Source organism: Nonomuraea sp. NPDC047529 (genome assembly GCF_040642995.1).
GTDB lineage: Bacteria > Actinomycetota > Actinomycetes > Streptosporangiales > Streptosporangiaceae > Nonomuraea.
Genome location: NZ_JBEYTJ010000011.1, coordinates 136,827 through 157,846, shown reverse-complemented (window position 1 = coordinate 157,846; position 21,020 = coordinate 136,827). Strand labels below are relative to the sequence as shown.

At 72.4% G+C, this 21,020-nt stretch carries 24 protein-coding genes and 1 pseudogene; 15 read left to right on the top strand and 10 right to left on the bottom strand.

The genetic code is table 11. The features are described from left to right. Nucleotides 1-19: 19 nt before the first annotated feature. Nucleotides 20-1,717 carry an enoyl-CoA hydratase-related protein gene (locus tag ABZ815_RS19865; RefSeq protein ID WP_357699791.1) on the bottom strand — a complete coding sequence of 566 codons (1,698 nt, stop codon included), beginning with the start codon at nt 1,715-1,717 and terminating at the stop codon, nt 20-22. A gap of 283 nt (nt 1,718-2,000) precedes the next feature. Here ABZ815_RS19865 and ABZ815_RS19860 point away from each other — a divergent pair, with 283 nt between their 5' ends. Further along, complete coding sequence (locus ABZ815_RS19860; RefSeq protein ID WP_357699789.1) at nt 2,001-2,375, top strand: nuclear transport factor 2 family protein; 375 nt, start codon at nt 2,001-2,003, stop codon at nt 2,373-2,375. A 47-nt stretch (nt 2,376-2,422) separates the two neighbouring features. On the opposite strand, the gene ABZ815_RS19855 is transcribed toward ABZ815_RS19860, so the two are convergent. Next, nucleotides 2,423-2,683, bottom strand: a complete 261-nt coding sequence (locus ABZ815_RS19855) for a hypothetical protein (protein ID WP_357699787.1) — start codon at nt 2,681-2,683, stop codon at nt 2,423-2,425. A gap of 384 nt (nt 2,684-3,067) precedes the next feature. On the opposite strand from ABZ815_RS19855, the gene ABZ815_RS19850 reads away from it, so the two are divergent. Then, nucleotides 3,068-3,361, top strand: coding sequence for a hypothetical protein (locus tag ABZ815_RS19850; protein ID WP_357699785.1), 294 nt, complete (start codon nt 3,068-3,070; stop codon nt 3,359-3,361). Between the two features lie 305 nt (nt 3,362-3,666). After that, the gene (locus ABZ815_RS19845) at nt 3,667-4,011 is read left to right on the top strand and encodes an STAS domain-containing protein (protein WP_357699783.1); all 345 of its coding nucleotides are present in this window, start codon (nt 3,667-3,669) and stop codon (nt 4,009-4,011) included. On the opposite strand, the gene ABZ815_RS19840 is transcribed toward ABZ815_RS19845, so the two are convergent. The 3 genes from ABZ815_RS19840 to ABZ815_RS19830 are packed head-to-tail and all read right to left on the bottom strand — an operon-like array spanning nt 3,999 to nt 5,229. Continuing rightward, nucleotides 3,999-4,295, bottom strand: coding sequence for a DUF952 domain-containing protein (locus tag ABZ815_RS19840; RefSeq protein WP_357699781.1), 297 nt, complete (start codon nt 4,293-4,295; stop codon nt 3,999-4,001). The genes ABZ815_RS19845 and ABZ815_RS19840 overlap by 13 nt on opposite strands. Continuing rightward, nucleotides 4,292-4,846: a GNAT family N-acetyltransferase gene (locus ABZ815_RS19835; protein ID WP_357699779.1), complete on the bottom strand. Its 555-nt coding sequence runs from the start codon at nt 4,844-4,846 to the stop codon at nt 4,292-4,294. Before ABZ815_RS19835 ends, ABZ815_RS19840 begins: the two co-directional genes overlap by 4 nt. 59 nt (nt 4,847-4,905) lie before the next feature. Next, the gene (locus ABZ815_RS19830) at nt 4,906-5,229 is read right to left on the bottom strand and encodes a multidrug efflux SMR transporter (RefSeq protein WP_357699777.1); all 324 of its coding nucleotides are present in this window, start codon (nt 5,227-5,229) and stop codon (nt 4,906-4,908) included. 97 nt (nt 5,230-5,326) lie between these two features. Here ABZ815_RS19830 and ABZ815_RS19825 point away from each other — a divergent pair, with 97 nt between their 5' ends. Continuing rightward, a complete protein-coding gene (locus tag ABZ815_RS19825) occupies nt 5,327-6,280 on the top strand; it encodes a radical SAM protein (protein WP_357699775.1) in 954 nt (317 codons plus the stop codon). Between the two features lie 33 nt (nt 6,281-6,313). Here ABZ815_RS19825 and ABZ815_RS19820 read toward each other — a convergent pair whose 3' ends face one another. Beyond that, nucleotides 6,314-6,811 (bottom strand): GNAT family N-acetyltransferase, encoded by a 498-nt coding sequence (locus ABZ815_RS19820; protein ID WP_357699773.1) that lies wholly within the window; start codon nt 6,809-6,811, stop codon nt 6,314-6,316. A 300-nt stretch (nt 6,812-7,111) separates the two neighbouring features. On the opposite strand from ABZ815_RS19820, the gene ABZ815_RS19815 reads away from it, so the two are divergent. The 5 genes from ABZ815_RS19815 (at nt 7,112) to ABZ815_RS19795 (ending at nt 13,773) form a co-directional block, all read left to right on the top strand. Further along, nucleotides 7,112-9,280 (top strand): ATP-dependent RecD-like DNA helicase, encoded by a 2,169-nt coding sequence (locus ABZ815_RS19815; RefSeq protein WP_357699771.1) that lies wholly within the window; start codon nt 7,112-7,114, stop codon nt 9,278-9,280. Nucleotides 9,281-9,436: 156 nt separating this feature from the next. Further along, entirely contained in the window at nt 9,437-10,627 is a 1,191-nt protein-coding gene (locus ABZ815_RS19810; RefSeq protein ID WP_357699769.1) for an Ig-like domain-containing protein, read from the top strand. Nucleotides 10,628-10,861: 234 nt separating this feature from the next. Next, the gene (locus ABZ815_RS19805; RefSeq protein WP_357699767.1) at nt 10,862-11,170 is read left to right on the top strand and encodes a MiAMP1 family antimicrobial peptide; all 309 of its coding nucleotides are present in this window, start codon (nt 10,862-10,864) and stop codon (nt 11,168-11,170) included. A 128-nt stretch (nt 11,171-11,298) separates the two neighbouring features. After that, nucleotides 11,299-12,330 (top strand): PHB depolymerase family esterase, encoded by a 1,032-nt coding sequence (locus tag ABZ815_RS19800; RefSeq protein WP_357699765.1) that lies wholly within the window; start codon nt 11,299-11,301, stop codon nt 12,328-12,330. 111 nt (nt 12,331-12,441) lie between these two features. Then, on the top strand, nt 12,442-13,773 hold the full coding sequence (locus ABZ815_RS19795; RefSeq protein WP_357699763.1) for a serine hydrolase domain-containing protein: 1,332 nt from the start codon (nt 12,442-12,444) through the stop codon (nt 13,771-13,773). A 33-nt stretch (nt 13,774-13,806) separates the two neighbouring features. Here the strand turns inward: ABZ815_RS19795 and ABZ815_RS19790 are convergent, their stop codons facing one another. Continuing rightward, nucleotides 13,807-14,670 (bottom strand): LysR family transcriptional regulator, encoded by an 864-nt coding sequence (locus ABZ815_RS19790; protein ID WP_357699761.1) that lies wholly within the window; start codon nt 14,668-14,670, stop codon nt 13,807-13,809. Nucleotides 14,671-14,740: 70 nt separating this feature from the next. On the opposite strand from ABZ815_RS19790, the gene ABZ815_RS19785 reads away from it, so the two are divergent. Next, complete coding sequence (locus tag ABZ815_RS19785) at nt 14,741-15,442, top strand: hypothetical protein (RefSeq protein ID WP_357699759.1); 702 nt, start codon at nt 14,741-14,743, stop codon at nt 15,440-15,442. 11 nt (nt 15,443-15,453) lie between these two features. On the opposite strand, the gene ABZ815_RS19780 is transcribed toward ABZ815_RS19785, so the two are convergent. After that, a complete protein-coding gene (locus ABZ815_RS19780) occupies nt 15,454-16,437 on the bottom strand; it encodes a hypothetical protein (RefSeq protein WP_357699757.1) in 984 nt (327 codons plus the stop codon). 90 nt (nt 16,438-16,527) lie between these two features. Between ABZ815_RS19780 and ABZ815_RS19775 the strand changes: the two genes are divergently transcribed. After that, nucleotides 16,528-17,817: a histidine kinase gene (locus ABZ815_RS19775; RefSeq protein WP_357699755.1), complete on the top strand. Its 1,290-nt coding sequence runs from the start codon at nt 16,528-16,530 to the stop codon at nt 17,815-17,817. Then, on the top strand, nt 17,798-18,493 hold the full coding sequence (locus tag ABZ815_RS19770) for a response regulator transcription factor (protein WP_357699753.1): 696 nt from the start codon (nt 17,798-17,800) through the stop codon (nt 18,491-18,493). The genes ABZ815_RS19775 and ABZ815_RS19770 overlap by 20 nt, the downstream gene beginning before the upstream one ends. Here ABZ815_RS19770 and ABZ815_RS19765 read toward each other — a convergent pair. Then, the gene (locus ABZ815_RS19765; RefSeq protein WP_357699751.1) at nt 18,490-18,921 is read right to left on the bottom strand and encodes an SRPBCC family protein; all 432 of its coding nucleotides are present in this window, start codon (nt 18,919-18,921) and stop codon (nt 18,490-18,492) included. The two genes, ABZ815_RS19770 and ABZ815_RS19765, sit on opposite strands and share 4 nt — an antisense overlap. Before the next feature lie 34 nt (nt 18,922-18,955). Between ABZ815_RS19765 and ABZ815_RS19760 the strand changes: the two genes are divergently transcribed. From ABZ815_RS19760 to ABZ815_RS19750, 3 genes and pseudogenes are all read left to right on the top strand, one after another. Continuing rightward, entirely contained in the window at nt 18,956-19,285 is a 330-nt protein-coding gene (locus tag ABZ815_RS19760) for a YciI family protein (RefSeq protein WP_357699749.1), read from the top strand. Then, nucleotides 19,192-19,695, top strand: a pseudogene (locus ABZ815_RS19755) (sigma factor); the annotation flags it as partial. The gene ABZ815_RS19760 and the pseudogene ABZ815_RS19755, both read left to right, overlap by 94 nt. Before the next feature lie 226 nt (nt 19,696-19,921). Further along, the gene (locus ABZ815_RS19750) at nt 19,922-20,560 is read left to right on the top strand and encodes a DUF6596 domain-containing protein (protein ID WP_357699747.1); all 639 of its coding nucleotides are present in this window, start codon (nt 19,922-19,924) and stop codon (nt 20,558-20,560) included. Nucleotides 20,561-20,625: 65 nt separating this feature from the next. Here ABZ815_RS19750 and ABZ815_RS19745 read toward each other — a convergent pair whose 3' ends face one another. Beyond that, nucleotides 20,626-20,910, bottom strand: coding sequence for a hypothetical protein (locus tag ABZ815_RS19745; protein ID WP_357699745.1), 285 nt, complete (start codon nt 20,908-20,910; stop codon nt 20,626-20,628). Nucleotides 20,911-21,020 lie beyond the last annotated feature (110 nt).

Here is a 21,020-nt window from a genome sequence, read left to right as displayed (position 1 = left end):
CACAACACGAGACCATATCTCACATATGAGATGCGAACGGGACCGAGGGGTCCGACGCGCCGGACAACTCCCGAACACCCGCCAGATGCGGGGGAGTGGCCGACGCCTTCACCTTCCCCACGAACGCCCGCCGCGCCGCCCGGAACCCGTGACGATCGTCGAACATGTCCCGGCTCATCTCCGCCAGCTCCTCGGCCCGATAGGCGTCCAGCGGCTTACGCCGGTCATCGGCCTCCCGCACCTGCCGCCGCGCCGCCAGCAACCCCTCATAGGAGGGGTCCTGGGCCAGCCGATGAGCGTAATCCAGCACCCGCCGCTCGAACTCCTGCCGCGACCCGCCCACCGCCCGGTCGGCCAGCCCCAGCTCCACCGCCTCCGACGCCCCCACCGGCAACGCCCGCCCGGTCAGCTCCAGCGCCCGCTCGGCCCCCACCCGCCGCGGCAGCACGTACGTCCAGAACTCACTGCCGAACAACCCCATCGTCCGGTAATGCGGATTGAGCACCACCGGCTCCCGCACGATCACCCGGTCGGCCCCCAGGCCCATCATCACCCCGCCCGCCCCCGCGTTCCCCGCGATCGACGTCACCACCAGCTGCGAGGTGCACGCCACGATCTCCCGGCACACCGCGTTGATCGCGTTGATGTTCATCCACGCCTCCAGCTCCGGATGACGCGCCGCCTCGATCACGTTCAGATGGATGCCGTTGGAGAACACCTCACCACCGCGCACCACCAGCACCCGCGTGTCCTGCGCCGCCGCGTACCGCAACGCCGCCGCCAGCCGCCGGCACTGATCGGTCGACATGGCGCCGTTGTAGAAGTCGAAACTCACCACCCCCACGTCCTCGCCACGCTCATAGGCGATCTCCCGGTAACCGGCCCGCTCACCCACCCCCGTCAGCCGCTCACCCAGCACCATCGACGCCGGCAGCTTCACCCCGCCCTCCTCCAGCAGATGACCCACCCACACCGTCCCGGAACCGGCGTGCACCAGCACCGCCCCCTCACGCCGCGCCGCCACCGCCCCCGGCGCACCCGCCAGATCGGGACCCCGGTGCACGTCGAACACCCGCACCGGCAGCTCGCACAACCGCGCCCGCCCGCCCGGCGAACCGTCGGCCGCCCGCACCACCCGCACGATCTCCTCGGCCGGCTGCTCCCAGGAGAACTCCCGGTCGGCATGCCGCATCGCACGCCGCAACCGTCCCGTCACCTCGGGGGAGCGGTAGTCCAGCGGCACCGGCGCGAACAACGGGTCGGCCGCCTTGACCGCCACCTCCGCCACCAGCTCCACCGCCGCGTCGGCCACCGGCCCGTTGTACAGCGCCGACTTGCGCGGCGGCTCCGGCGGCATCGGGAACGTCCGCCACCCCCAGATGGGGCCCGCGTCCATCTCCTCCACCGCCTGCAGCGCCGTCACCCCCCACTCGCGCTCGCCTTCGGCGATCGCCCAGTCCAGCGAGGAGGGCCCGCGGTCACCGGGCGGCCCCGGATGGATGATCACCGTACGGTGCCCGCGCCACAACGCCTGCGGCACCCGCTCCTTCAGGAACGGGCAGATGACCAGATCCGGCTTGGCCAGCTCGGCCGCCTCCACCATCGCCTGCTCCGAGACCGCCAGCTCGACGCTCACGTCATGGCCGGCCCGCCGCAGCTCCAGCCAGGCACGCTGGGTCAGGCCGTTGAACGAGGAACAAAGGAGCAGGATACGCAACGCGGAACTTCCTTCGCGGAGACGTCAAAGGGGCAGCGGGCAAAGGGGGAGCGGGGGTGTCAACCGATCGCGACCGGAGGAACACCACCAGTACCGCCGTCAACGGCAGTCCCATGAGGCCCAGACATCTCTAGATGTTGACACGAATCTTCCACCGATGCTGACAAATCACCACAGACACCTGCACTGAGCAGCCATATTGCCCTGATATGCCCGGAAAATCCCGGCGGGGGAGACCACCTCAACCCCGACCAGGAACCCCAACCCGCCCACAATGGTCCCCATGGACACCCAGACAGCCGCCCAGCACTTCGCCGACACCTGGCAACACGGCTGGACCCACCACGACACCACCGCCATCATCGCCCTCTACAGCGACGACGCCACCCACACCAGCATGCCCTTCCGCCCACCCCACCACGGAAGACACGCCATCGCCGACTACATCCGGCAATCCTTCACCGGCGAAAGCGACCCCCACGTCACCTTCACCACCCCCATCGTCGACGGCGACCAGGCCGCCATCGAATACCGGGTCCACGCCCTCGACAACGGCCACCCCGTCACCCTCGCAGGCTGCGTCTTCGCCCGCTTCAACCCCGACGGGCTGGCCGTACAGACCCGCGACTACTGGCACACCACCCCCGGCCACCGATGAGACACGGCCGAGACACGGCCGAGACACGGCGGGGACTCAGCCGAAACTCAGCGCCGCCCCATCGGCACCGGCGCCACCACACCCTGCACCACAGGCTGCGCCACAGAATGGGCCGGCATCGGACGCGCCACCTGCCGCGTCTGCTCCACCTGCTCGACCTGCGCCGCCTCGGCACGCCCCTCGGCGTGCCCGCCCGCGCAGTACCCGTTCGTCACGATCAACCGGCCCCGCAGCGGGGTGTACGCCTCCCTGCCCGAAGCGGGCAGAACCCCCTGACACACCGGACATAAAGCCGATTCGGTCCCCACGTGCTGCTCCTCTCGCTGAGCGAATAGGCAGGAGCTCTACCCTAAATCCACCCACCATGACAAAGACAGCGAATCAACACAGCGTCAAACACCCCGTCAGCACCCAGGGGAGCACCGCCGGACCCACGAAACCCCAGATCACGCCGCACCCCGATCCGGCCGCCAAGATCACGACGGGGGCGGGAACGGCAGAAAAAACTTCACAGCTTCCCCACGAGCAACGCCCGCCGGCCCGAGGCCGCCCCCCGGGCCGTGACCGGAAGGCGGAGGAGGCCCTCCATTCGATCTACTTGACATAATGTTCATTATCGAGCAACCAGCCACACGCCACGACCCGGCAAAAACACCCCGCATGAACGGTCACACGCCGGGCAGATTCCTGCCATGTCCAGCCTGACGACGTCCAGCCGGATCCTCACGGCGCCGACGGCCCTGATGGCCTCGACGGCCGGCCTCGTCGCACTCACCGCCGTCGTCGTCGCCGCCGTCATCTGGCTGATCATCTTGGCCGTCCGGCTCACCAAGAGCCCCCGAAATCGCCCCAACCCGAGTGTCGACCTGGTCGACCAGGCCCGCGAGCTGAAGGCGGTCGGCCAGATCCAGGAAGCCGTCTTCCTGGTACGCGGCGAGACCGGCATGAGCCAGCGGGCCGCCTCCCGCTTCGTGAACCGCCTCTAGCTGGACAAACTGCTCATACCGTACAGAACGTGGATTCTGTTTGGTTTGGGTAAATCGTCCTTAAAAGGCGCTGGTCGTCCCGTTCTGGAGATCCCGGCGATTACGCACGGCGGTCGGACGGCTGCTCTATGCTGTCGGGGTGCGAGTGTGTGAATGGGGGGCGTGAAACCCCTCCGGCCTCGGTGGGGCTGCCTTGGTCCTTGGGGGGTGGCGGCCTCGGTGGGGCTCACCGGCCGCACGGTCCACGGTCCACTCCCCTGTTTGCGAAGCCGGGCATGTGAGAGCCCGGGAATGGCGGCTTTGTCGTGAATACCCCGGACCCCCTCGGGTGCGCGTCCCTCCCCCAACTCCTCTACGTCGACCACCAGTTGCGCATCACGTGCTGCCCGATGCCCGGGCCGTCGATCATCTCGCTGGTGGGCGAGGTGGACGCGACCAACCAGGCGGCGCTGGCCGAGGCGCTGGAGCGGGCGCGGCGGATCGACGAGTCGCTGGTGGTGGACGTGAGCGGGCTGGCTTTCCTGGGGGTGGAGGGGGCGCGGCTGCTGGTGCTGTCGTGCCGGGCGGGGCGTACGCAGGTGGTGGGGACGCCGCCGCATGTGTTGCGGTTGTTCCGGTCGATGGGGTGGACGGGCGGTCAGGGGGTGTAGGGGTGGGTGGCGGTGACGGCGGTGAGCGGGAGGGGGCCGTACAGGTGGGGGTAGCCGTTCTCGGTGCGGATGTCCAGGCCGGTGGGGTCGATGTCGAGGACGAGGAGCGGCTGGGTGACGGCGGTGTAGTAGGTGTCGTGGACGGTGCGCAGCTGGGTGTGGTCGCGGCTGAGGTGGATGAAGCCGATGTCGTCGAGGGTGTGGCCGAGGGTGGAGATGCGGTACTCCCCCGCTTGCTGGGCGTGTTCCCAGTCGGTTTGCAGGGCGAGGTGGTGGACGGTCATGGGGTCCATTCGGTTTCGAGCATGGCGTAGATGGTTTCGCTGGTCCATTCGCCTTTGACGATCTCATTGTCGACGAGGGTGGCTTCGTGGCGCATGCCGAGTTTTTCCAGGACGCGGGCGGAGGGTTTGTTGCGGGCGTCGAGGCGGCCGGTGATGCGGTGGAGGCCGAGGTGGGTGAAGCCGAGGTCGAGCATGTGGCGGGCGGCTTCGGGGGCGTAGCCGTGGCCGTGGTGGTCGGGGTGCAGGACGTAGCCGATCTCGCCTTGGCGGTGTTGTCTGCTGGTCCAGATGAGCAGGGTGTTGCCGATGAGCTGGCCGGTGGTGCGCAGGGTGATGGCCAGGTCGAGGGCGTCGCCTTCGTCGTGGAGGCTGTGGCGGGTGATCTTCTTGTCGAGGAAGGTGGCGGTGGTGTGGTGGTCGCGGGGTTCCCAGTAGAGGTAGCGGGCGACGTCGGGGCGGGATTCGTAGGCGTGGAGGGCGTCGAGGTCGTCGGGGGTGAAGGGGCGTAGGTGGAGGCGGGGGGTGGTGATGGGGTATTCGGGTGTGAGCACGGGGGGCAGTGTAGGGAGGGGGTGGGGGGTGTTCAACGCGTTTTCTGGGTGCCTGATTGTCAGTGGCTGCCGGCGAGGTTGAGGACGATGACGCCGCCGATGATGAGGAGGATGCCGCCGATTTTGAGGGGGGTGAGGGTTTCGCCCATGAGGGTGGCGCCGATGAGGGCGATGGCGGCGGTGCCGGCGCCGGACCAGACGGCGTAGGCGGTGCCCATGTCGAGTTGGAGTTTGAGTGCGCGGGCGAGCAGGACGAAGGAGGTGATGTAGCCGGTGGCGACGGCGATGGTCCAGCCGATGTGGGTGAGGCCGTTGCTGAGTTTGAGTGCGGTGGTGGCCAGGACTTCGGAGGCGATGGCGAAGGCGAGCAGGATCCAGGCCATGGGGGTTCCTCGGGGGCGGGGTAAGTGGGACGGGTGTGCCAGTTTAGTGGGGGGGTTCCGCTTGAAAAGGCAGTCGAATGCGTGTTCCACTGGTCGGGTGGGTTGGGATGCGCTGGCGCTTGTCGAGGCCGTCGACGACCGGCCGCTGATCGAGCGGCGTGCGGTGGTGCGTGACGGTTTCTATGAGACGCAGGCCCGTACGGTGATCGAGCGGGTGCCGGGGAGTGCGGGCATCGCCGAGCGGTGGGCGGTCTCGCCTTATCGGGGTTGTGCGCATGCGTGTCTGGGGTGCGGGGCGCGCGACGGTCATCGCAGGTGGGGGTTGGACGCGGGGGCTGATTTCGACACGCGGATCGTGGTCCGGGCGAACGTGGTGGAGCGGTTGCGGTCGGAGCTGGAGCGGTGGGCGGGTGAGCCGCTGGCGGTGGGGGTGGGTGGCGACTGTTATCAGGCCGCTGAGGAGAGGTACCGGTTGATGCCGGGGGTGGTGGGGGCGCTGGGGGCGGCGGGGGTGCCGTTCACGGTGTACACCAGGAGTGCGTTGGTGTTGCGGGACGCGTCCGTGCTGGCGGGGGCCGGTGCGCGGGTGGCGGTGTCGATCGCGTTCGTGGACGAGCGGATCAGGCGTGCGGTGGAGCCGGGGGCGGTGGGGGCGCAGGCGCGGTTGGAGTTGGTGTCGGCGCTGGTGGAGGCCGGGGTGGAGTGCCGGGTGCTGATGGGGCCGGTGTTGCCGTTGCTGAGTGATGCCGCTGATCAGTTGACGGCGACGGTGCGGCGGATCGCGGGTGCGGGGGCGGTGGCGGTGGAGCCGGTGGTGTTGCGGTTGCCGCCGGGGACGCGTCAGTGGTATTTGCGGTGGTTGGCCGGGGCGCATCCGCACCTGGTGGAGCGTTATGAGGAGCTCTACGATCGGGCGGGTCTCCCCTCCCCGGGCTATGAGCAGCGCATCACGGGGCAGATTGCGCAGTTGTGCCGGGTTTATGGGATGCGGTGCGGTGCGCCGGAGCCGGTGGGGCGGGGGCCGCGGGCGGCGCAGCTGGCGCTGGTGTGAGGCCCTGGCCCGGGTCGGGCCGGGGGGCGGGGTTCAGGGGCGGTGGTGGAGGATCATGCCGGGCCACTCCCCCACGGTGAAGGGCGCCTCGCGGGTGAATCCGCAGCTTTCGTAGTAGGAGACGAGGCGGCCGTCGTCGCCGGCGTAGCAGTCGACGCGGACGAGTCCGAGGCCGCGGTCGCGGGCTTCCTGGAAGGCCCATTGCAGCAGGTGCCGTCCGACGGCTCGGCCGGAGTGGCGCTGGTCGATGACGAGGACCTGGACGTAGAGCTCGGGTTCGGTGGCGGGGGTGACGTAGGGCAGGGCGTCGCCGACGACGATGCAGCCGGCCGGCTCGCCGTCGAGTTCGGCGATGCGCATGCCGCCGCCGGCGAGCCAGTCGGTGGCCTGCTGGGTGCGGCGGGGGTCGCCGGTGAAGGGGCGGGTGCCCCATTGGCCGGTGCGTCCCTGGCTGACGAGCCATTGCACGGCGCTGTCGAACATGGTCAGGAGGAGCGCGTCGTCGCCGGGGCGGCCTTGTCTGATCTTCACCGGTGTCACTGTAAGGGGTGCCGTCGGGGGTGGGTGCTGACGGGGTGGTCGTCGGGTCCTGACTGTGTGTCGAGGCCCTCAGGGTGCACTCCCCCGGCCTCGATCACCGGTGCCCCGGGTGTGCCTGTCGTCGCCCCTCTCCCCTGTCTCGCGGTCGCTTTGAGATCGGCGGCTGGGGGGCGGGTGGTCACGGTTCTCATAAGTGGTGATTCCTCTACCCTGGCACCGCAGGTGTATCGGTGGGAGGGGCGAGCGGTGGGCGAGAGTGCGTCTGGTGTCGTCGGTACCGAGCTTTCCGCCGTGCTGGAACGCATCACGTTCGCCAGTGAGGAGACGGGGTACACGATCGCGCGGGTGGCCACCGAGCGGTCGGGGGCGGAGCTGTTGACGGTGGTGGGGCCGCTGCTGGGGGCGCAGGTCGGGGAGTCGCTGCGGTTGCGGGGACGGTGGACGTCTCATCCTCGGTACGGACGGCAGTTCGAGGTGTGGTCCTACACGACGGTGTTGCCGGCCACGGTGCAGGGTATCCGGCGTTATCTGGGGTCGGGGCTGATCAAGGGGATCGGGCCGAAGATGGCCGAGCGGATCGTCGATCATTTCGGTACCGGGACGCTGGAGGTGATCGAGCAGGAGCCGCAGCGGCTGGTGGAGGTGCCGGGGCTGGGTCCCAAGCGGACGAAGATGATCGCGGCCGCGTGGGAGGAGCAGAAGGTCATCAAGGAGGTGATGATCTTTTTGCAGGGGGTGGGGGTGTCCACCTCGATCGCGGTGCGGATCTTCAAGCAGTACGGTGAGTCGTCGATCTCGGTGGTGCGTGAGCAGCCGTACCGGCTGGCCGATGAGGTGTGGGGTATCGGGTTCAAGACGGCCGACACCATCGCTCAGGCCGTCGGCATCCCGCACGACAGTCCTGAGCGGGTCAAGGCGGGGCTGCGGTACACGTTGTCGCAGGCGGCCGATGACGGCCACTGTTACCTGCCCTCGCCCAATCTGGTCGCCGACGCGGTGAAGATCCTGGAGGTGCCGGCGGAGCTGGCCGCGCGGTGCATGGAGGAGCTGGCGGCCGAGGAGGGGGTGGTGCGTGAGCAGGTGCCGGCCGGGGACAACAGTGTGCCGGCGGTGTATCTGCCGCCCTTCCATCGGGCCGAGGTGTCGCTGGCCGGGGGGTTGTTGTCGTTGCTGCACAGTGGTCATGACCGGTTGCGGGCCTTCGCCGAGGTCGACTGGGAGCGGGCCGAGCGGTGGCTGGCCGCCCGGACGGGTGCGGAGCTGGCGCCGGAGCAGCGTCAGGCGGTGCGGCTGGCGCTGACGTGCAAGGTGGCGGTGCTGACCGGCGGGCCGGGTTGCGGCAAGAGTTTCACCGTGCGGTCGATCGTGACGCTGGCCAGGGCCAGGCGGGCCAGGGTGATCCTGGCGGCGCCGACGGGCCGGGCGGCCAAGAGGTTGTCGGAGCTGACCGGGCACGAGGCCACCACTGTTCACCGGTTGTTGCAGTTGCGGCCGGGTGGGGAGGCCACGTTCGATCGTGACAATCCGCTGGATGCGGACCTGGTGGTGGTGGACGAGGCGTCGATGCTGGATCTGCTGCTAGCCAACAAGCTGCTCAAGGCCGTGGCGCCGGGCACGCATCTGTTGCTGGTGGGTGATGTGGACCAGCTTCCGTCGGTGGGGGCCGGGGAGGTGCTGAAGGATCTGCTGGCGGCCGCGGACGTGCCCCGGGTGCGGTTGACGCAGATCTTCCGTCAGGCGCAGGAGTCGGGGGTGGTCACCAACGCTCACCGGGTGAACACCGGGCATCATCCGGTGCTGGCCGGTATGTCGGACTTCTTTCTGTTTCCGTGTGAGGAGCCGGAGGAGATCGCGGCGATGACGGTGGATGTCGTGGCGCGGCGCATCCCGGCCAGGTTCGGGCTGGACGCCCGGCGTGAGGTGCAGGTGCTGGCGCCGATGCATCGTGGTGCGGCGGGGGCGGGCGCGCTCAACATGGCGTTGCAGGAGGCGTTGACGCCGGCGCGGGAGGGCATGCCCGAGCGGCGTTACGGGGGGCGGGTCTTCCGGGTGGGTGACAAGGTCACCCAGTTGCGCAACAACTATGACAAGGGTGCGGCGGGGGTGTTCAACGGGACGGTGGGGATCGTCACCGGCATCCGTCCCGACGACCACAGTCTCACCGTGCGCACGGACGAGGACGAAGAGGTCGACTACGCCTTCGACGAGCTGGACGAGCTGGCTCACGCCTATGCCGTCTCCATCCACCGCAGTCAGGGCAGTGAGTATCCGGCGGTGGTGATTCCGCTGGCCACCAGTGCGTGGATGATGTTGCAGCGCAACCTGCTCTACACCGCGATCACCCGGGCCAAGAGGCTGGTGGTGATCGTGGGGTCGCGGCGGGCGCTGGCCCAGGCCATACGGACCAAGGGGGCCGGTCGGCGGCACACGAGCCTGACCCATCGGCTGGAGCGGCCCTGACGCCGTGTTGATCGGCGCGTTGACCCCGGTTGACCTGGGGTTGACAGCAATTAGTGATGCAAATGTGACCGAACTCTCCTAAATGATTCTGCGTCATACATGCAGGAGCATTAAAGTCTTTGGGGTGGGTTTGCCGCCCTGGGGGAGAGGACAGTCTTGAACGTTGCGCCCGCATGGACGAAGTCTGCCGCCGGCCTCGCGCTGCTGGCGGTGGCGGCCCTGACGGCCTGCTCGAGCGGCAACGCCGCCTCGCGCGGGCCCGAGGCGCCCGATGCCACCACCGTGGCCACCCCGCAGGCGCCCACCGTCACCATCAGCCCCGCCGAAGGCAGTGCCAAGGTCAGCCCCGACAAGAAGGTCGTGGTCACCTCCGCCGGCGGCGCGCTGGAGCAGGTGACCGTCGAGGGCGGCGGCCACACGGTCGAGGGCAAATTCAACGCCGACAAGACCAAGTGGGTCTCGCGGACGCCGTTGAAGCCCTCCACCAACTACAACGTCTCGGCCAAGGCCGGCGCGACCGACGCCACCAGCACCTTCACCACGGTCAAGCCCGCGCGGGAGCTGCAGGTCGCCGACGTCACCCCCAACGCCAAGGGCGAGACCCTCGGCGTCGGCGCGCCGATCATCGTCACCTTCAACCAGCCCGTCACGGGCAAGGCGGCCATCGAGCGCGCCCTTGAGGTGGAGGCGGACAAGCCCGTCACCGGCGCCTGGCGGTGGATCAACGACACCACCGTCATCTACCGCACCGCCAAGTACTGGCCCGCCCACCAGAAGGTCACCCTCAACGCCCGCATCACCGGCGTCAAGGCCGGCGAGGGCCTGTACGGCGTGAAGGACTACACCGCCAACCTGAAGATCGGCGCCAAGGTCATCAGCAAGGTCGACACCAAGACCCACATGATGTACGTCTACAAGGACGGCAAGCGCGTGCAGACCATGCGCATCAGCGCCGGCATGGCCACCACGCGCGAGTACACCACGACCTCCGGCGTCCACCTGACGATGGAACGCGGCAACCCGGTGCGCATGATCTCCCCCGGCCGCAAGAAGGGCGACCCCGGCTACTACGACGTGATGATCGACCACGCCGTGCGCATCTCCAACTCCGGCGAGTACGTCCACGCCAAGGACAACGTCTGGGCCCAGGGCACGCGCAACGTCAGCCACGGCTGCATCAACTCCCGCCCCGACCAGGCCAAGTGGTTCTACGACAACTTCCAGCGCGGCGACGTCGTCGACATCTCCGGCACCGACCGCAAGCTGGAGTGGAACAACGGCTGGGGCTTTTGGCAGATGCCCTTCTCGCAGTGGAAGAAGGGCAGCGCCCTGAACGCCAAGGCCTGACCGCTCCCCCGTTCCCGCCGGCTCCCCCTCGCTCCCCCGGCTCCGGGACGTCTTCCGGCCGCTCATCGCCGCCGAACCATTCGCGGCGGTGAGCGGCTGTTGTTTTGCGGTCCGCCGAACGGTGCTGGGCCGGCCTTTGCCGTCGCCATCAGCGAAAACGCCTCGACGTGCACGGAGGGTTGCCATACGATGACTGGCCGTAGGCATTCGTCAGGAACCCCGAAGGAGAACACGTTGAAGAAGATCCTTCTCGTCCCCGCGATCACGGCCGGTCTCGTCCTGGCCTCGGCCGGCGCCGCGTACGCCTCCCAATACGTCGCCTACGAAGGCCGCGGCTTCACCGGCCGCTCGGTCGTCCTGGACGCCTGCGGCGTGTCCAACATCCCCTACCACGGCTCCTACAAGTGGTACGGCGACGGCCAGAGCGGCCGCATGTACAACCAGCCCAACGCCACCGGCGTGATGCACTTCGAGCTGGCCTCCAACCGCAACGCCGAGCAGCGCACGCCTGTCGGCTGGAAGAGCATCTTCATCGTGTGCTGACCAGCCGCCCGCGAGGCCGGCCGTCCCCTCAGGCGCCCCGGGGGCGGCCGGCCTCGGGGCGCGCGCGTACCGGCCGGCGGCGCAAGGCAGACTGGCGGTAGGACCATCGGCACGCGCAAGGGGGCGAGATGGGCAGGAGCGCCGCCGCCACGGCCTTGCTGATGCTCGTGCTGGGCGTGCTGCCGTCCGGCTGCGCGACCCCCTCCCGGCCGGGCACCGGCCGGCCGCCGTCCCCGGCCGCCACCTCGCTGCCGGGCCGGGCATCCGCGCCGGCCCAGGCACAAGGCCGAGCGCGGGAGCGGTTGCGGGCCACGGTGAGCCGTGGGTGCGCCGCCTCTGCGCACCGGCTCACCTCCGGCTCCCACCAGCTCACCTTCGCCGGCCTGACCCGCCGCTACCTGCTGGCCGTCCCCGACTCCCCCGGCCCCCACCCGGTGCTGCTCAACCTGCACGGCCTGGGCTCCGACGCCGCCGAACAGGCCGCCTACAGCCGCCTGCCCCGGATCGGCCCCGAACGCGGCTACATCGTCATCACCCCCCGATCGGCCCCCGGACGGCTGGCCTGGACCCTGCCGCACACCGCCGGCCCCGACGACGCCGCCTACCTGGCCGCCCTGCTCGACGAGGTCGAAGGCCGCCAGTGCGTCCACCCCGGCCGTGAGTTCGCCGCCGGCCTGTCCTACGGCGCGGGCCTGGCCGCCTCCCTGGTCTGCGCCCTGGACGGCCGCCTGAGCGGGGTGGCCGCCGTGGCCGGCATCCCCATCGCCCAGCCCTGCCGCACCCCCGCCCCCACCACGATGGTCGCCTTCCACGGCACCGCCGACCGCCTGGTCCCCTACGGCGGCGGCCACCCTGAGACCGGCGGCGAGCTCAGGAACCTGGCCGCGCTCGTCGTGCTGCCCCCCGTGGAGCAGACCATGGACGCCTGGGCCGCCGCCCAGCGCTGCTCGCCCCCCGCCACCACCAGCCCTCAGCCCCGCGTCCGGCTGCGCGTGTGGGCGTCCTGCCCGCGGGGGGCCACGCTGCGCCTGTACACGGTCGAGGGCGGCGGCCACACCTGGCCCGGCCCCATCGAGGTGCCCCGGCTCGGCCGCACCGCCCGCGACCTGGACGCCAGCCGGCTCATCCTCGACACCTTCGACCGCGCCCCCGCCCACTGACCGCCCACTGACCGCCCACCGGCCGCCCACCGGCCGTCCCGGGGAAAGGCCCACGGGGGTGAGCCGACGGGTGCGCACCGGGTGGACGGTCGACGCCGCTAGTCTGTCGCCATGAGTCAGGTGGGACAGGTGACGGCCCGCGCGCTTTTGCGCAGGCTGGCCGTCGAGCAGGCCGAGTGCAGGGTGCCGTCGCTGACGGCGGCGATCGTCCGCGACGGGCGGACGGTGTGGTTCGGCGGCCGGGGCCGCGTCGGCGACGGACCGCCGACCCAGGCCACCCAGTACCGGCTGGGGTCGATCACCAAGTCGATCGTGGCCGTGGCCGTCATGCGGCTGCGCGACGAGGGCAAGATCGCGCTGACCGACCCGCTGGAGCGCCACGTGCCCGGCACCGCCGCCGGGCAGGCCACCATCGCCCAGCTGCTGTCGCACACCTCCGGCCTGACCGCCGAGCCGCCGACCGAATGGTGGGAGCGCACCCCCGGCCTCGACGTGCCCGACCTGCTCAAGCAGGTGGGCCCCGACCAGGTCAAGCACCGGGCCGGCCGCCTCTACCACTACTCCAACGTCGGGTTCGCGCTGCTGGGCGAGCTGGTGGCCCGGCTGCGCGGCACCGGCTGGCAGCAGGCCGTGCGGCAGGAGGTGCTGGCGCCGCTGGAGATGAACGCCACCACCGCCCGTCCCCGCGCCCCGCACGCCACCGGCTACGCCGTCCACCCGTGGGCCGACGTCGTGCTGACCGAGCCCGAGCACGACGCGGTGGCCATGGGGCCGGCCGGGCAGCTGTGGTCCACCCCGCACGACCTGGCCCGCTGGGCCGCCTTCGTCGGCGGCGACACCGGCGGCGTGCTGTCGCCCGACACGCTGGCCGAGATGCGCGAACCGGCAGGCGTCGCCGACGGCGACTCCTGGACCGCCGGCTACGGGCTCGGCCTGCAGCTGGCCCGCGCCGGCGGGCGCCGCCTGGCCGGGCACACCGGGTCCATGCCCGGGTTCCTGGCCACCGTGTGGGCCGACCCGGCGCAAGGCGTGGGCGTGCTGTTCATGGCCAACACCACCAGCGGCATGAGCTACACCCTGCCCACCGACCTGCTCGACATCCTCGACGAGCACGAGCCGCGCCTGCCCGAGGAGTGGCAGCCCGCCCCCGCCGACCCCGCCCTGCTGGCGCTGACCGGGCTGTGGCACTGGGGGCCCAAGCCGTACGCGCTGCGGCTGCTGCCCGGGCGCGGGTTGTCGCTGGCGCCCGTCGACGGCAGCGGGCGCGCCTCCCGCTTCGTGCCCCAGGACGACGGGACGTGGCTGGGGCTGGACGGCTACTACGCCGGTGAGACGCTGCGCGTGGCCGCCGACCACCTCGACCTCAACACGTTCGTCTTCACCCGCGAACCCTACGACCCGGCCGCGCCGGTGCCGGGCGGCGTGACCGGCTGGCACGCCTGAGCCCTTCGGCTCGTCTGCCCGTCGGGGAGGGCGTCAGCCCGGCGGGCCGGCCAGCGCCCGGGCCAGGGCGGTGGCCGGGCCGGGCGGCAGCGTGCCGTGCAGCAGTTCCACCCGGTGCACCAGGCGTGGCGCCACCAGCGGCACCCCCGGCCCGGCCGAGGCCGGCAGCAGCGTCAGCCCGTGCCCGGCGGCCACCAGGTTGAGCACGGTGTGCACGTCGTCGCCCTCGTAGACCATCGCGGCGGCGAAGCCGTCACCGGCCAGGTCGCGCAGGCGCGGCAACGGGCACAGCGGCGTCTGCAGCCAGCGGGCGTCGACGAGGTCGGCCAGGCGCAGGGCCCGTCTGCCCGCCAGCGGATGGCCCGGCGGCAGCGCCACCACCAGGTCCTCCTCGCCGACCCCCACCGTGGTCATCGGCCCCGACTCCGGCAGGCGCAGCGGGTCGCTGGGGGCGGCGATGCCATCAGCCAGCCCCAGGTCGGCCTCGCCCTCGGCCAGCAGCTCGGCCAGGTGTTCCCGGCCGCAGGTGCGCACCACCACGTGCAGGCGCGGCTGGGCCGCGCGCGCTGCGGCCAGCCGTTCGGCCAGCACGGCGTTGACGGCCAGCGGGGTGGCGGCCAGGCGCAGGCGGTGGGCCGGCTGGGCGGCCGCCCGCAACACGTCGGCGCGTGCCGCCCGCAGGCGCAGCAGCAGCGGCGCCGCGTGCTCCAGCAGCCGTTCGCCGGCCGCGGTGGGCTCCACCGGGCGGCGGTTCAGCAGCGGCAGGCCCAGGTCGGCCTCCAGCGCCGCGACCTGCTGGGAGATCGCCGACTGGGTGTAGCCGAGCTCGTGGGCGGCGGCCGAGAAGGACCGGTGGCGGGCCACGGTCACGAAGGTGCGCAACAGATTCGGGTCCATCAGTAATGCTTATAGCAGGTGCAGACATCATCGTTGGTGCTTAAGCGGGGGTGGGGGCCACGATGGGGGCATGAGAATCGCCCTGGTGGGAGACCGTTCTCCCAGTGTCCGTTCGCATGTCCGCATCCCCCGGCTGATCGAGGCGCTGCGTGAGCGTGACGGCATCGCCCTGGACCCGTACTGGATCCCGAGCACCGAGGCCGACGACCTCGGCGGCTTCGACGGCATCTGGATCGTGCCCGGCAGCCCGTACGTCAGCGAGGCCGGCGCGGTCAACGCCGCCCGCACCGCCCGGGAGCTGGGCATCCCGTTCCTGGGCACGTGCGGCGGTTTCCAGCACATGCTGCTGGAGTACGGCCGCAACGTGTGCGGGCTGGACGTCGCCCACGCCGAGAACACCCCCGGCGCCGCGCAGGCGTTCCTGGTGGAGCCGCTGTCGTGCTCGCTGGTCGGGCACGAGGGCCTGGTGCGCCTGACCCCCGGCTCGCGGGTCGAGCAGATCATGGGGGCCACCTCCGTCGTGGAGGCCTACAGCTGTTCCTACGGCCTCAACGACGCCTACCGCCGGACGCTGGCCGAGCACGGGCTCGTCTTCTCCGGCCACGCCGAGGACGGCATGGTGCGGGTGGCCGAGCTGCCCGGGCACCCGTTCTTCGTCGGCACGCTGTTCCAGCCGGAGCTGGCCGGCGACGGGCGGCGGCCGCACCCGCTGATCGGCGCGTTCGCCGCCGCCGTACGCCGCCACGCCCACCCGCCGGTGCCCGTCTCCTGAGCGCAGCCGGGTCAGCGGCTGCGGCGGGCCAGGAGCGCCGGCAGGGTGGCCACCGCCAGCCCGAGCACGGCCAGCCCGGCCCGGTCGGCGACCGTCTCGGCGTTGGCCAGCACCCCGAACGCGGTGTGCCCGGCCAGCGCGCCACCGGCCAGGGCCAGGCTGTGGCGGTCCCGCCAGGCGCCGCCCACCGCCCACCGCCGGAGCAGCAGCCCTGCCGTCACCGCCAGGAGCGCGGCGGCCACCATCGGCGCCACCACCCAGCCGCCCTGGGTGAAGGCCGGATGGCGGGCGCCGCCGAAGGGGAACAGCAGCGCCAGGTACCCGAACGCGACGACGGCCGCCCCGGCCGCGACCACCGCCGGGGCGGGAACGTCCCCCGCAACCCCGGCGGGCGGGGGTGCGGTCGGCGGCAGGACGCGCAGCGCGAGCACGGCCAGCGCCGCGACCGCCAGCAGCAGCCCCGCCGTCATCGGCCACGGCGCCAGGTAGCCGGGGTCCATGAAGGTGGCCGTCCAGCGCAGCAGCAGCCCGCCCAGGACGAACACCACACCCGTCGCCGCCAGCCCGGCCCGCCCCAGGTAGGGGCGCTCGCGCAGCGACGGGAACAGCAGGTCGGCCAGCAGGATCGGCAGCGCCACGCTGAACACCGCGTGGTAGGGGATGTTGAGCTCGGCGTAGGCGCTGTTGAGGCCCAGGACGCGCGGCGCCCAGCCCGCGGCGCCGTACAGGGTGGGGCTGGTCAGGGCCTGCAGCGCCAGCCCCTCCTCCACGATCCCGTACGCCGCCCCCAGCAGCAGCACCGACCCCCATCCGCGGCCGGCCCGGCGTACCAGGTCGCGGATCAGCAGGGTGCCGGCGCCGTAGATGGGCGTCCACACCAGCAGCAGCCACGCCTGGCGCAGCGGCGGATTGCCGAGCGTCAGCTCGGCGAGGACCGGGGTGAGCCCGGCCAGCACAAGCGCGGCCCACCGGCCGCGTGCCCGAAGGGAGACCATGACCTCACGCTCGCCCGCGGCGGGGGCTCGGCGCTGCTGCCTTGCGGCCGGTCCGTGGCCACCGCGGTCGTGAGCCGGAGGTGACTTTGGTTGTCATGGCCGGTGACCGGGGTTGCCGGCCGGCTCGGCGGGCGCGGGCTACGATCGGCCATGGTGTTCGGGGCGGGCGGCCCGCAGACGGGCGGCGAGGATCAGGCCGGGCAGGCGGCGGGAAGACGGGCGCTGGTGGGGCAGGTCGGCGGGCGGTCGTGGCGGGCGGGGGCGGCGGCCGCGGGCGGGGTCGTGCTCGCCCTGGCCGCGGCCGTCTCGGTGGTGGGGGGAGACCTGACCCCCGGCACGCCCGGCTGGTACCTGTGGGCGGATGTGGCGGGCGGGGCGGCGGCGTGCGCGGCGCTGTGGTGGTGCCGCCGCAGTCCGGTGGCCGCCGGGCTGGTCGCCGTCGCGCTGTCGGTGCCGGCGGCCGCCGCGTCGGTGGCGGCCGGGATCGCCACGCTCCTGGTCGCGCTCCACCGGCGCCCGCCCGCCGCCGTCGCGGTCGGGCTGGCGTGGGTGGCCGCCTCGCTGGCCAGGTTCGCGCTGCGGCCGCCGGGGCTGGCGCCGTACCCGGTGTGGGCGCTGGTCGCCGTGCTGTTCGGCGGGGCGGTCACCGGCTGGGGCATCCTGGCCAGGACGCGGCGGCAACTGCTGGCCTCGCTGGCCGAACGCGCCCGCCGCGCCGAGGCCGACCAGCGGCGCCGCGCCGAGGAGGCCCGCCGCGCCGAACGCCTGGACATCGCCCGCGAGATGCACGACGTGCTGGCCCACCGGCTGTCGCTGCTGGCCGTGCACGCCGGGGCGCTGGGCTTCAACGCCGCCGCCACCCCCGGTGAGGTCGCCGAGGCGGCCGAGGTCATCCGCTCCAGCGCCCACCAGGCGTTGCAGGAGCTGCGCGGCGTCATCGGGGTGCTGCGGCAGAGCCCGTCCACGCCGCCGGCGCCGGCGGCCCTGGCGCCGCTGGTGGAGGAGTCACGGCGGGCCGGGATGCGCGTGGACCTGCGCCAGGACGGCGTACGCTTCGCCGATGTGCCCGAGGCGACCCGGCGCACCGCCTACCGCGTCGTGCAGGAGGGTCTGACCAACGCCCGCAAGCACGCCCCCGGCCGTCCCGTCACCGTCGAGGTCGGCGGCGCCGCCGGCCGGGAGCTGACCGTCGAGGTGCGCAACCCCGCGCCCGCCGGGCCGCGTCCGGCGCTGGCCGCCACCGGCGCCGGAGCCGGGCTGGCCGGACTGGAGGAACGCGTCACCCTGGCCGGCGGCCGGCTGGAACGGGGACCGGCCGCGGACGGCGGGTTCCGGCTGGCCGCACGGCTACCATGGCCCCGTGAGCCAGCCGCCCAGTGAGCCGCCCAGTGAGCCGCCGAGTGAGCCCGGCCCGATCCGGGTGCTGATCGTCGACGACGACGCGCTCGTCCGCACCGGGCTGACGCTGATGCTCAAGGGCGCCCCCGACCTGCGCGTGGTCGGCGCCGTGGCCGACGGCGCCCACGTCCAGGCCGCCGTCGGCGAGCACGCCCCCGACGTGGTGCTGATGGACATCCGCATGGCCGGCCTCGACGGCATCGAGGCCACCCGGCGTCTGCGCGCCCGCACCGGCGCCCCGCACGTCATCATCCTGACCACCTTCGACGCCGACGAGCACGTCCTGCGGGCGCTGCGCGCCGGAGCCGGCGGCTTCCTGCTCAAGGACACCCCTCCCGAGGGCATCGTCGAGGCGATCAGGCGGGTGATGGCCGGCGAGCCCAGCCTGTCGCCCAGCGTCACCCGCAGCCTGATCGCCCACCTGATGCCCGAGGAGGACGACCAGCGGCGCGCCGAGGCCCGCCGCGTGCTGTCGGCCCTCAGCGCACGCGAGCGGCAGGTGGCGCTCGCGGTCGGGCAGGGCAAGCCCAACGCGGTCATCGCCGGCGAGCTGCACATGAGCGTGGGCACCGTCAAGGGGTACATCTCCCGCATCCTGACCAAGGCGGGCCTGGACAACCGGGTGCAGCTGGCCCTGGTCGTCCACGACGCCACCTAGTCCGGGCCGGGCGGCAGCAGGCGTGCCAGCCGGAGCAGCGAATGCCGGGCCAGGGCCGTCACGATCGGCCGCGTCACCGGCCACAACGCCCGTCCGGCCGCGCCCAGCGGCAGCAGCAGCTCCTCGGCCCAGATCACCCGGCTGCCGCCCCGCCACGGCCGCACCCGGATCGCGCCCCGGCCGCGCACCAGCCGCCCGGTGTGCTCCATCAGCACGTACGACGGCGGCTCCCACACCAGGATCGTCATCGTGTCCAGGAACCCCACCGGCCGCACCCCGGTGTAGGCCTCCACCCGCCGCTCGCCCACCTGCCGAGCCGACGTCATGAACATCCATTCGCGATGCCGCGGCCAGTCGGTGATCAGCGCGAACACCTCCTGCGGCGGCGCCGCGACCTGCACGGCCGCACCCGCGTACACCGGTCTCATCGCCCGCCTCCTCGTGCTGGCTATCCTCGGGGACATGAAGTACGTGCTCATGATCGGGCTGGACGAATCCGACGTGCCGGAGGAGATCGCGCTGCACGGGTGCGGCGGCTGGAGCGCGGAGATGACCGGACGCGACGTCGTCCGGGGCGGCGTGGGGCTGCGACCGGCCGCCGAGGCCACCACCGTGCGCGTGCGCGCGGGCGACGTGCTGCTCACCGACGGGCCGTTCGCCGAGACCAAGGACCAGATCGGCGGGTTCACCCTGATCGAGTGCGAGGGCATGCGGGAGGCGGTCGAGATCGCCGCCGCCCACCCGGTGGCCCGCTACGGCTCGATCGAGATCAGGCCCGTCCTGGAGCCGTGAACGACCTGGAGGCGGTCTTCCGCGCCGAATGGGGCACGGTCGTGGCCGCCCTCATCCGGCTCACCGGCGACTGGGACCTGGCCGAGGAGTGCGCCCAGGACGCCTTCGCCGCCGCCCTGGAACGCTGGCCGCGCGACGGCGTACCGGACCGGCCGGGGGCCTGGCTGACCACCACCGCCCGCAACCGCGCCCTGGACCGGCTGCGCCGCGAGCGGGCCGGAGCCGTCAAACTCCGCCAGGCCGCCCTGGCCGCGCAGGCCGGTCCCCCACCGGCCGACGACTTCCCCGACGACCGGCTGCGGCTGATGTTCACCTGCTGCCATCCGGCGTTGCCGCTGCCCGCGCAGGTCGCCCTCATCCTGCGGACGCTGGCCGGGCTGGGCACCGCCGAGATCGCGCGGGCGTTCCTGGTGCCGGAGGCGACGATGTCGCAGCGCCTGGTCCGCGCCAAACGCAGGATCCGCCAGGCCGGCATCCCCTTCCGCGTGCCGCCGCCGCACCTGCTGCCCGAACGTCTCCAGGCTGTGCTGGGCGTTCTGTACCTGCTGTTCAACGAGGGCTACTCCGGCCTGCCCGCATGGGACGAGAGCGAGGGGCGCTCCGGCGGCGGGCCGGGTGAGAGCGAGGTCCGTTCCGGTGTCGGGCCGCGCGGGCCGGGTGAGGAGGCGATCCGGCTGGCCCGGCTGCTGGCCGGGCCTGCTGCCCGGCGAGCCCGAGACCGGCGGCCTGCTGGCCCTCATGCTGCTGCACCACGCCCGCCGCCCCGCCAGGACCTCCGGCGACGGCACGCTGGTGCCGCTGGAGGAGCAGGACCGCACGCTGTGGAACCGCGCCGAGATCGAGGAGGGCCTGCTCGTGCTGGAGACGGCACTGGCCCGGCGGGCGGCCGGGCCGTACCAGGTGCAGGCCGCCATCGCCGCCTGCCACGCCACCGCGGCCGAGCCCGCCGCGACCGACTGGCCGCAGATCGCCGTCCTGTACGGGCGGCTGGCCACGCTGCTGCCCTCCCCCGTGGTCGAGCTCAACCGCGCCGTGGCCGTCGCCATGGCGGACGGCCCCGCGGCGGGGCTCGCGCTGGTGGACCGCCTGGCCGCCACCGGCGCGCTCGGCGACTACCACCTGCTGCACGCCACCCGGGCCGACCTGCTGCGCCGCCTGCAACGCCGGGACGAGGCCGCCACCGCCTACCGGCGGGCGCTCGGCCTGGCCCCCGCCGAGGCCGAGCGCCGCTACCTGGCCAGGCGGCTGGCGGAGGTGACACGGGCGGGTGCATGAGAAGGCCCCGCCGCCGGGGCTGAGGACTGGGGAAGTCAGCATCGGCGGCGGGACCGGCCTCGGGATCACGACCCGGGCAAGGAACTCCCGCCGTGGCCGGCCAGACCGTACGCGGTGAGGTACGGCCTGGCGTGCCCGGCCCGGCGGTACGCGGCCCTGCTGCGCACAGCGGCCTGCCCCGCGTCATGGGGGTGAACGTCGGGGCGACCGTGATGGCCGCAGCGGCCCGCGGCCCTGCCCGGGAACGTGCCCGGGCCCGTCGCGACCTGGGCCGCGACACCGCCGCCTGCGAGCGTGGCCGCCGGCACCTCGACGACGGCCCCCGGCTCGCTGACGGCTCTGCCTGTCATGCGCTCCTCCTCCCTGCCCGAGCGGGCGACTCTGCACCGTGACTACCCCATGTCACTCTCCGTGAAGCTCGATGGCCGGGTAAAATCCCTCGTCCGCAGCTCAAGGCCGG